Consider the following 9,297-nt stretch of genomic DNA (forward strand, 5'->3'; position numbering starts at 1 on the left):
GCGGGCGCGTGCCCTGCGTCCGCGCGGTCTAGGCCTGCGAGAGCGCCGTCTGCTCCTCCTCCGAGGAGCGCGCCCGCGCCGCGGCCTCCGGCACGCCGAAGTCCTCCGCGCGGCCGAAGAACTCGTAGTCCTCGGCCGCGAAGCGCCGGGTCTCGGCCCAGTACCGGAGGGTGAAGCCCGGCCAGATGACCCGGTTCACCCCCGCGGAGTCGAGGTACCAGCTCGTGCAGCCGCCGCGGGTCCATATGCCCTTGCTCAGCCGGTGCTGCACCGCCGCGTTCGACCGCGTCTGGGCCTCGGAGCGCACGTCCAGGCCACTGCACCCGGCGTCGTGGACCGCCGCAATGGCCTGCGCGACGTACCGCGTCTGGCACTCGATCATGAAGACGACCGAGTGGTGACCGAGGCCGGTGTTGGGGCCGAGCAGGAAGAACAGGTTGGGGAAGTCGGTGACGGTGATGCCGTGGTGGGTCGCCATGCCGTGCTCGGCCCACGTCCGCCGCAGCGTGCGGCCGCCCCGCCCGGTGACGGTCAGGCCGTCGAAGGCGTCGGTGACGTGGAAGCCGGTGCCGTAGACGATCACGTCGGCCGGGTGCTCGACGCCGTCGTGGTCGACCACGCCGGTCTCGGTCACCTCCGCGATGCCCGACGTGACCACGTCCACCGTCGGGCGGGCGAGCGCGGGGTAGTAGTCGTTGGAGACGAGGACGCGCTTGCACCCCAGTGAGTAGTGCGGGGTGAGCTTCTCGACCAGGTCGGGGTCGGAGATCGCGCGCTCGATGTGCTTGCGCGCGAGCCACTCCGCCGGGCGCAGCAGCTCCGGGCGGCTCATGAACCCGATCGCGCGAGACTCCAGGGCGGCGTAGAGCACGCCGCGGTACGCGCGCTGCAGCGCCGGGACGCGGGCGAACGCCTTCTTCCGCAGCGCGCCGATCGGGTGATCGCCCTTGGGCAGCACCCACGCGGGCGTGCGCTGGAAGAGCGTCACCCCGGCCGCGACGGGGGCGATCCGCGGCACGAACTGGACGGCGCTCGCCCCGGTCCCGACGACCGCGACGCGCTTGCCCCGCAGGTCGACGTCGTGGCGCCACTGCGCGGAGTGGAACGCCTCCCCGCGGAAGCGCTCGACGCCGGGCAGCGCGGGCGTCGAGGGCAGGTGCAGCGCGCCGACCCCGGAGACCAGGAACCGGCAGCGGTACCGGCGGAGGCCCTCGCCGTCGGCGCCCCGCCCGCGCGTGTGCACCGTCCACGTGCGGGTCTCCTCGTCCCACGTCGCGCCGGTCATCTCGGTCGAGAAGCGCACCCGCCGGCGCAGGTCGTGCGCATCGGCGACCCGCTCGAGGTACGCGCGGATCTCCGGCTGCGGCGAGTAGGAGCGCGACCAGGCGGGGTTCGGGTCGGTCGAGAGCGAGTACATGTGCGACGGGATGTCGCACGCACAGCCCGGGTAGGTGTTGTCGCGCCACGTGCCCCCGACCCCGGCCGACGCGGGGGCCTTCTCGAGCAGGACGACGTCACGGACGCCGCGGCGCTCCAGCTCCAGGGCCTGGCCGAGCCCGGCGAACCCGGTCCCGACGACGACGACCTCGTGGAACTCCGGGTCAGACACTGCTGCACTCCCTCGACGTCGTGGCCGGCTCGGTGACGGTGGCCGCCTCCAGCAGTCCCTGCAGGTGCGCGGCCACCTCCTGGGAGCGCTCGAAGGTGATCATGTGGCCGGCGCCGGGGAGCACGACGAGCTCGGCGTCGGGCAGCGCGCCGGCGATGGTGCGGGCGTGGTCCGGCGGGCAGAGCCGGTCCCGGGTGCCGACGAGGACGACCGTCGGGACCCCGCGCAGCGCGGCCAGCGAGGACGTCCGCTGGTGCTCCCCGATCGAGGCGCGGAACGCGGCGACGACGACGGGGTCCGCGGCGAAGGTCTGCTCGGCGACCGAGAGCACGTCGGCGCGCCGCGGGTGCCGGCCGAACACGAGCGCGCGCACCACCGGGGCGAGCGCCACCGACCGGGTGTGGACGCCGCTGCCCTCCGGATCGGCCCGGTGCACCGGCGCGCGGTTCCCGACCGACGCCAGCCACGGCATGATCACCCGCTCGCCCCGCGCGACGAAGGCGCCGCGGCGGCCCTCGATGCCGAGCGTCAGCTCGGCCATGTCGTCGCTCGCCGTCGCGACGAAGCCGGCCCCGACGACCCGGGCGCGCACGAGGTCGGGGTGCCGCTCGGCGAGGGCCATGAGCGTCATCCCGCCCATGGAGTGCCCGGCGATGACGACCGGGCCCTCGACGTGGTCGGTCAGGATCGCGGCGAGGTCGTCGGCGGCCCGCCCGATCGTCGCGCCCTCCCGGCCCGGGGACTCCGAGCCGCCGTGCCCGCGGTGGTCGTAGCGCAGGATCTCGGCCGTCACGCCGGCGCGGCGCAGGTCGCCGACCACTCGGTCCCAGGTGCGCAGGTCCTGGGACCAGCCGTGGGCGAGGAGGAGCGTGGGTTCGCCGGGACTCCGGATCCCGGAGCGGGCGACCCGCAGGCTGATGCCGGTCGTGAGCTCCAGCGGGCCGACCGTCTCGGCGGTCCGGCGGATCGCGGCACGCCGCGTCTCGGTCGTCATTCAGCGCTCCAGCAGGAAGGACTTCGTCCACAGTGCCCGCCCGGGGCCGGCGATCATCCCGGCCTCGTCGAGGAAGGCGAGGATCTTCTCGCCGCCGAAGCGGATCATCTCGCGGTGGTGGGGGTTCGCGAGTGCGGCGCGGCGTCCCTCCGCGGGGTCGATCCCGACGGCGGCGTAGACCTTCGGGTTGATCAGGCTGCGGACCACGAAGTACGAGGTCAGGGCGCAGATGAAGCGCTGGTAGGCGAGCTCGGTGCGGGAGAGGGCGGCGAGCCCGCGCGTCACCTCGTCGCGGGCGAAGGCGACGTGGCGCGCCTCCTCGACGATGTGGATGCGGTTGACCTGGCGCATCAGCGGCTGGATCGACTCGTCGTTCGCCTGCTCGCGCTGCAGCCGGTCGAGCACCTCCTCGGCCACCAGGATCGACGCGTAGGCCGCGGGACCCCAGTTGATGACCGAGAAGAGCTTGCCGAGCTGGTGTACGGCCGGCACCGCGCCGTAGGGCTCGACGCCGGCGCGGGCCACCAGCCGGGCGAACATCTGCGAGTGCCGGCACTCGTCGGCGACCTCGGTGAGGGCGCACTGCGAGCGCTCGGTGGTCGGGTCGCCGGCGTAGAAGTCCTTGAGCAGGCGTTGCATGAGCAGCGTCTCGAACCACAGCCCGACACTCGCGACGCTGCACGCCTCGTGCTTGCCGAGCTCGATCCGCTGCTCGGCGGTCAGCCGCTCCCACAGCGGCGTGCCGTAGAGCGAGACCCGGTGCTCGGGCATCCAGTGCGCGCCCTCGACCAGCGGGGCGTCCCAGTCGATGTCGACGTCCGGGTCGTAGGAGCGCTTCGCCGCGGACCGCAGCAGACGGGTGGCGATCCCCTGGCCTTCGCTCGTCACGGCAGGTGCCGACATGGCGGACGTCCTTCCCGGGCGGGGTGCTGGTGGATGACGGAGGATGCCTCGTACACCTCGTATCCCCAACGTTGTGTACGTCTTACCGCAGGTAACCGTAACTACTGGTAGCGTCCGAGCCATGGCGGACGGTGTCAAGCCGGACCGGGGCGGAACCCCCTCACGTGACGGGCGTCGCACCCGCTGGACGAAGCACCGCGCGGAGCGCCGCGCGGAGTTCGTCGAGGCGGCGATGCGCGTGCTCGCGGAGGTCGGCCCGGAGTTCGGGATCGAGCAGGTCGCCGTCGAGGCCGGGGTCACCAAGCCGGTGCTCTACCGGCACTTCTCCGACAAGGCCGACCTCGTCGAGGCGATGGGCGAGCGGGCGACGCAGATCCTGCTCGACCGGCTCATCCCGGCGCTGAACTCCGAGGAGGCGCCGGTCCCGCGGATCCGCAAGTCGATCGACGCGGTGCTCGGGACCCTCGAGGAGTACCCCAACCTCTACTGGGTGCTCGCGCGGCACGGCCACGGCGAGGAGGTCGTCCGCGCCGACAAGGAGATCATCGCGACGGCGCTCTCGGCGCTGCTGGGTGACTACCTGCGCGCCTTCGGGCTGGACTCCGGCGCGGCCGAGCCGTGGGCCTACGGCGTCGTCGGGTTCGTCCAGAACACCGCGGAGTGGTGGCTCGAGCGGCGCTCGATGAGCCGGGACTCCGTCACCGAGTACCTGACGACGCTGGTGTGGGCGGCCATCGACGGGTTCGCCCGGCAACGGGACGTGGTCATCGACCCGAACGTCCCGCTCGAGATCAATCGGGTGATCCAGCTGTCGCACGGCCACACCGTCGGCGCACCATCGCCGACGCCCGAGACCGACCCGACGGGAACCGACGCCGAGCCAGGGAGCGGACGATGACGCCACCGACCGACGAGCACGGTCATGCCGGCGAGCCGACGCAGGACGACGAGGACGGCTACCGCGGCCCGGCCTCGCTGCGCCTGGAGAACCGCGACGCGGAGCCCCTCGAGGTCGAGGTGACCCTGCGCGGGCACTTCGAGCCCCTCGACGGCCGCTACCACTGGTACGGCCGCGTGGCGGTGCACGCCGGGCTCGAGTCCGCACTCGGCGGGAAGAAGGCGACCGGTCTGCTGACCACGCCGCACGGCGAGGCCGTCGGGGAGCTCTCCGACGTCGACCCCTGGGGCCGCTACCGGATCGTCGGCACCAGCACACCTCCCTTCGCGGTCGGCGCGGGTGACGAGCTGGCGGAGACGGCGTGACGAGCGAGCGGGACGCGCTGCTGTCGGCGGTCGCCAGCCCGGAGCGGGCCGTGCGCGACATCGGGGACCTGATCGGGGACCGGCTGGCCTTCGGGCCGGTGACCGCCGGGCCCGGCGGCATGGCGACCGCCCAGGCCACCGGGGTCGTCGGCCGGCTCCGTGCCCGGCGCGGTACGCGCCCGGGCAGCACCGAGGTCCACGTGCCCGTGCAGCTGGACATCGCCGTCCAGATGGGCAGCCGGAACGTGCCGGTCGAGGCGCGGATGACGGTGCGGATCGGCCTCGAGGCGTGCCTCGCGCCCGAGGAGGACCACGTGCTCGTCGAGGTCGACGAGCTCGGCCCCGGTGACATCGCCCTGGAGACGCACACCCGCGGCGTCGGCGGGGTGTTCGTGCGCCGGCTCGGCAACCTCGACGCCGAGATCCGCCACCACGTGATCGGCTACGTCACCGAGCTGCTCGAGACCCCCGAGGCCCGTGAGCTGCGCCGGATCCCGCTCGACGAGGAGGGCGAGGAGACGGCGTAGGCGCCCGAGGGCCGAGTGGGCCCGCACGGTCGCCGCCGCAGCCCTGGGTGTCCACTCGGCGCACCCCGGTCGGGGACCTACTGCGCCCGGGCCTGCTCGCGCACCAGGGCCATGAACGCCGTCCGGTCGACGACCTTGCGGCGCGGGCGCCCGCCGTCCTGGCCGGCGGCGCGCTCGTGGGCGTCGATCGCCTCCCAGCCGTCGAGGTCGACGAGGTCGGGGCAGCGCTGCGAGAGCCACTGTTCGACCTCCTCGGCGGAGGCGATCGTCGCATCCTCCCGCGTCCCGGCGGCGAGGTCGGCGAGCAGGCCGCGCACGGTCTCGTTGGCGTCCTTGCGGTTCGTCCCGATGATCCCGGTGGGCCCGCGCTTGATCCAGCCGACGACGTACTCGCGCTCGCGGCCCTCGATGCGCCCCTCGGTGTGCGGGATCGTGCCGGTGGCTTCGTCGAAGGGCACCCCCGGCAGGGCCACCCCGCGGTAGCCGACGGCGCGCAGCAGCACGCCGCACTCGAGGGTCTCCCGCTCGCCGGTGTCCACCGGGCGCACCCGGCCCTCGTCGTCGGTCTCCAGCCGGTTGATCCCGAGCTCCACGCCGGTCACCGGCCCGTCCTCGCCGTCCCCGAGGATCGCCACCGGCGAGCGCAGGAACCGGAACTCCATCCGGCGGTCCCCGGTCCCGTCGCCGCGGTCGGCCCACTTCCGGAACAGCTCCACGTTGCGCCGCGTCGCCTTGGGGAGGTCCGCGTCGCCGGCCGCGTCCGGGACCTGCGCCGGGTCGACGACGACGGCGAGCCCCGGGAGGTCGTCCAGCTCGCGCAGCTCGGTCGTCGTGAACGCCGCCTCGGCCGGTCCGCGCCGCCCGCAGACGACGACCTCGCGCACCCCCGAGGCGGTGAGGACGTCGACCGCGTGGTCGGCGGTGTCGGTGCCGCGCAGCTCGTCCTCGGTGAGCAGCAGCATCCGGGCGACGTCGAGGGCGACGTTGCCGGCCCCGATCACCACCGCCCGCGAGGCGCCCAGGTCGGGCTCGAGGTCCGCGTAGTCGGGGTGGCCGTTGTACCACCCGACGAAGTCCACCGAGGCGAGGCTGCCGAGGCGGTCCTCCCCGGGGATGCCGAGCCGCCGCTCGGTCTGCGAGCCCACCGCGTAGATCACCGCGTCGTAGCGCTCCAGCAGCTCGTCGACGGTCACGTCCTCGCCGAGGCAGACGTGCCCGAAGAACCGGAAGCCCGGCTGCGCGGCGATCTTCTCGTACTGCGTGCTCACCGACTTGATCTTCGGGTGGTCCGGGGCCACCCCGGCGCGCACCAGGCCCCAGGGCGTGGCGAGCCGGTCGAACATGTCCACGCGGACCGGTGGGTCCTCGGCGTCCAGCAAGGCCCCCGCCGCGTAGAACCCCGAGGGTCCGGAACCGACGATCGCCACCGCGTGCGTCCGCATGAGGCGATCCTGTCGGAGGACGTGACCCGTCGCACCCCGCGTGGCCGGCCACCCCTCCGGGGCGCGCCACGCCGACGACCGAGTGAGCCCTCGAGGACGGCGCGTCGGAAAAGGTCCTCCATCGAGTCATCACTCCATTCGGCAACCGGCCTGTGGGTGGCCCCGACCTGCGCCGACGATGATCCTGATGATCGAGGACGGACGCCTCGCCCACGACGGCGAGCAGTGGTGGGACCCGGGGCCGTGGCGCGCCGACGCGTGGCGGCGCGGGCGGGACGTCCTCGACGTCTACGACGACGACCGGGTGCTCTCCGAGGAGCTCGCCGACGACCTCGTCAACGACCTCGCCGGACGGGCCGTCGGCGCGCGGCGCCGCCCCGACCCCGACCGGCCGTGGCGCCCGGGCCTCCTCGCGGGCACCGGCGTCGAGGGGCGGGCGACGCGACGACGCCGGCCGCACCTCACGCTCGTGCAGGGCTGACGCCCATGTGCACGGATGTGGTCGTCCTGGCGACGAAATCCGTTCACATGGGCGTCAGCCCTTGACCGCGGCGAGCACCACGTAGAAGAGCTCGGTGCCGGCCATCGAGAGCCGGTGCCGGAAGCGGCGGCGCACGACGACGCGCGTGTCGTCGAAGCCGGCGAGCATGCCCTCGACGTCGGGCACGTCGTGGTCCCCGCTCTCCGCGCCGCCGTCCTTGAGGGTCAGCGCGAGCACCGAGCCCGCCGGGAACGCCGACCACAGCTCGGCGAGCGCGTCGACCGGCACGTGGCCCTCGCCGACCGCCCCCGCGGCCACCAGCGCGTCGAGACGCTCCTCGCGCACCAGGCGGGCCACCTCGGCGCCGTCGAGGCGCTCGCCGACCAGGTAGTGCTCGTACATGCCCGGCCGGTCGCGGTGCGCGGCGTCGCGGGCCTCGGGGATGCCGTCGGCGCCGACCACCACGGTCACCCCCCGGGCCGTCAGCTCCTCGCCGACGACGCCGTTGCCCGCGCCGAGGTCGAAGGCCCGCAGGTCCGCGGGCTCCCGGCCGATCGCGGCGCCGGCCTCGACCAGGGCGTCGGCGACCGTGGCCGGCGAGGCGCACTGCAGGCGGCGCTGCACGACCTCCTCGTAGAGCCCGGGCACGGAGTACACCGTGGCGTAGTCGTGCAGGACGACCTCGCGGGCCTCGCCGTCGAGGTGCAGGACGAACCGTTCCTCGCCCTGGCGGCGGCCGGGCGTGGTGTCGAGCTCGACGGTGAAGGGGGCGGTCATCGGGCTCCTCGGTGAGCGGGTGGCGTGCGGCCTGCCGGTCGCGGAGACCGGGGTCACGGTCGTGACCCGACCATCGTCGCGACACGACCTCCGGACGGACAGGCGATGTGTCGTTGCTCCCGCCGCCGTGTCGTCCCGGCCCCGGCGCGGCACCCTCGGGAGGCGGGCGTCGTCGTGGCCGCCGCGCACCCCGACTCGGACGACGTCCGGGCGAGGCCCCGTCCTCGCGCGCCGTCCCGACTCCAGGAGGCGCCCCATGAGTGCTCCGCTGCCCGGTGCCACCACCGACCCCGACCACGACGTCGTCGACCTCGCGTCCCGTCGCCCCAGCGACGCGGTCGCCGCGCTGCTGCGCCCCGGGGCCGCGCCGCGGGCCGCGCAGGTCTCGACCGACGACCGCGAGCACGCCGCCACCGTCGTCGCGCACCTGCTGCACCGCGAGTGCGCCGAGTGGAGCTGGACCTCGCACCGGTCCGACGCCCACCGCGCCGACGCCCGCCGCATCGTCGGGGCCCTGTGCCGCGAGGGCTGGTCGCCGGCGTCCTGACGCGCTCCGAGGTCGGGCCGGCGGTCACCCTCACCCGTCGGTGATCGCGGGCCCGGCTTACGCTGATGCTCCGTTCGGCGGCAGGCCGGACGCGTTCCGGTGGTGTCCACTCACCGACCGGTGGGGGAGGGAACGACCGTGACGACGTGGGACGTCGAGGGTCGACAGGTCCGGGAGTCCAGCTGGCGCTCCGGCGCGGTGTGGACGTGGCAGTCCGACGGCGAGCAGCCCATCGACTACGAGATCGAGTGGGTCCAGGAGAAGGACGTCTTCCTCTACGGCAGCCGTGTCCGGCCCGGAGGGTGGAGTGTCAGCCAGCTCGACCCGGAGGTCTGGACGAACGACGGCACCCTGGAGGGCGCCCGCGAGGTCGTGGAGCAGCGCATCCCGTCGATGCCGCGCTGAGCGCACGGGCACGGCCCGGGACCGGGGTCCCGGGCCGTGCGCCACGGCACGAAACGGGTCACGACCCGCCGAGGAAGTTCGCCTCGCCGAGCTTCTCCATGACGGCGTTCTGGCCGTCGAACTGGTCCTTGTCGAGGCCGCGGAGGGTGTCGACGAGCTCCTGGTCGGCGCCCTTCTCCTTGGCGTGGTCGGCGAGCTGCTCGGGGCTGCCCGGGTAGGAGAACCCACCGAGCGACTTCTGTACCTGCGTGACGTCGTAACCCATGGGCGCGGGTTACCGCCCGCCCCGGCGCGCAACCGCGTCGTCCCGCACGGGGGGATGGAATCCTCACGGCGTGGACTGCCCGTG

At 74.1% G+C, this 9,297-nt stretch carries 12 protein-coding genes; 6 read left to right on the forward strand and 6 right to left on the reverse strand.

Annotation, left to right across the window (positions count from 1 at the left end):
* Window positions 1-28: 28 nt before the first annotated feature.
* Genes AC0CYZ_RS13095 through AC0CYZ_RS13105 form a run of 3 tightly spaced genes read right to left on the reverse strand, consistent with a single transcriptional unit; the run spans window position 29 to window position 3,506 of the window.
* Window positions 29-1,609, reverse strand: a complete 1,581-nt coding sequence (locus tag AC0CYZ_RS13095) for a flavin-containing monooxygenase (protein ID WP_472215950.1) — start codon at window positions 1,607-1,609, stop codon at window positions 29-31.
* A complete protein-coding gene (locus AC0CYZ_RS13100; protein ID WP_472215952.1) occupies window positions 1,602-2,603 on the reverse strand; it encodes an alpha/beta fold hydrolase in 1,002 nt (333 codons plus the stop codon). The genes AC0CYZ_RS13095 and AC0CYZ_RS13100 overlap by 8 nt, the downstream gene beginning before the upstream one ends.
* Window positions 2,604-3,506: an AurF N-oxygenase family protein gene (locus AC0CYZ_RS13105; protein WP_472215954.1), complete on the reverse strand. Its 903-nt coding sequence runs from the start codon at window positions 3,504-3,506 to the stop codon at window positions 2,604-2,606.
* Between the two features lie 121 nt (window positions 3,507-3,627).
* On the opposite strand from AC0CYZ_RS13105, the gene AC0CYZ_RS13110 reads away from it, so the two are divergent.
* From AC0CYZ_RS13110 to AC0CYZ_RS13120, 3 genes are read left to right on the forward strand one after another with little or no spacing between them, the layout of a single operon-like run.
* Window positions 3,628-4,404, forward strand: a complete 777-nt coding sequence (locus AC0CYZ_RS13110; protein ID WP_472215956.1) for a TetR/AcrR family transcriptional regulator — start codon at window positions 3,628-3,630, stop codon at window positions 4,402-4,404.
* A complete protein-coding gene (locus AC0CYZ_RS13115) occupies window positions 4,401-4,769 on the forward strand; it encodes a DUF4873 domain-containing protein (RefSeq protein WP_472215958.1) in 369 nt (122 codons plus the stop codon). Before AC0CYZ_RS13110 ends, AC0CYZ_RS13115 begins: the two co-directional genes overlap by 4 nt.
* The gene (locus AC0CYZ_RS13120) at window positions 4,766-5,296 is read left to right on the forward strand and encodes a hypothetical protein (RefSeq protein ID WP_472215960.1); all 531 of its coding nucleotides are present in this window, start codon (window positions 4,766-4,768) and stop codon (window positions 5,294-5,296) included. The genes AC0CYZ_RS13115 and AC0CYZ_RS13120 overlap by 4 nt, the downstream gene beginning before the upstream one ends.
* Before the next feature lie 77 nt (window positions 5,297-5,373).
* Here AC0CYZ_RS13120 and AC0CYZ_RS13125 read toward each other — a convergent pair whose 3' ends face one another.
* A complete protein-coding gene (locus AC0CYZ_RS13125) occupies window positions 5,374-6,738 on the reverse strand; it encodes an FAD-dependent oxidoreductase (protein WP_472215962.1) in 1,365 nt (454 codons plus the stop codon).
* A gap of 187 nt (window positions 6,739-6,925) precedes the next feature.
* On the opposite strand from AC0CYZ_RS13125, the gene AC0CYZ_RS13130 reads away from it, so the two are divergent.
* Entirely contained in the window at window positions 6,926-7,219 is a 294-nt protein-coding gene (locus AC0CYZ_RS13130; RefSeq protein WP_472215964.1) for a hypothetical protein, read from the forward strand.
* Window positions 7,220-7,273: 54 nt separating this feature from the next.
* Here the strand turns inward: AC0CYZ_RS13130 and AC0CYZ_RS13135 are convergent, their stop codons facing one another.
* A complete protein-coding gene (locus AC0CYZ_RS13135; protein WP_472215966.1) occupies window positions 7,274-7,996 on the reverse strand; it encodes a class I SAM-dependent methyltransferase in 723 nt (240 codons plus the stop codon).
* A 256-nt stretch (window positions 7,997-8,252) separates the two neighbouring features.
* On the opposite strand from AC0CYZ_RS13135, the gene AC0CYZ_RS13140 reads away from it, so the two are divergent.
* Both AC0CYZ_RS13140 and AC0CYZ_RS13145 read left to right on the forward strand, forming a co-directional pair.
* A complete protein-coding gene (locus AC0CYZ_RS13140) occupies window positions 8,253-8,543 on the forward strand; it encodes a hypothetical protein (protein ID WP_472215968.1) in 291 nt (96 codons plus the stop codon).
* Between the two features lie 138 nt (window positions 8,544-8,681).
* On the forward strand, window positions 8,682-8,948 hold the full coding sequence (locus AC0CYZ_RS13145) for a hypothetical protein (protein ID WP_472215970.1): 267 nt from the start codon (window positions 8,682-8,684) through the stop codon (window positions 8,946-8,948).
* Between the two features lie 58 nt (window positions 8,949-9,006).
* Here AC0CYZ_RS13145 and AC0CYZ_RS13150 read toward each other — a convergent pair whose 3' ends face one another.
* Window positions 9,007-9,213, reverse strand: a complete 207-nt coding sequence (locus tag AC0CYZ_RS13150; RefSeq protein ID WP_472215972.1) for a DUF2795 domain-containing protein — start codon at window positions 9,211-9,213, stop codon at window positions 9,007-9,009.
* Window positions 9,214-9,297: the final 84 nt, after the last annotated feature.

This window comes from Actinomycetospora sp. (assembly GCF_055612215.1).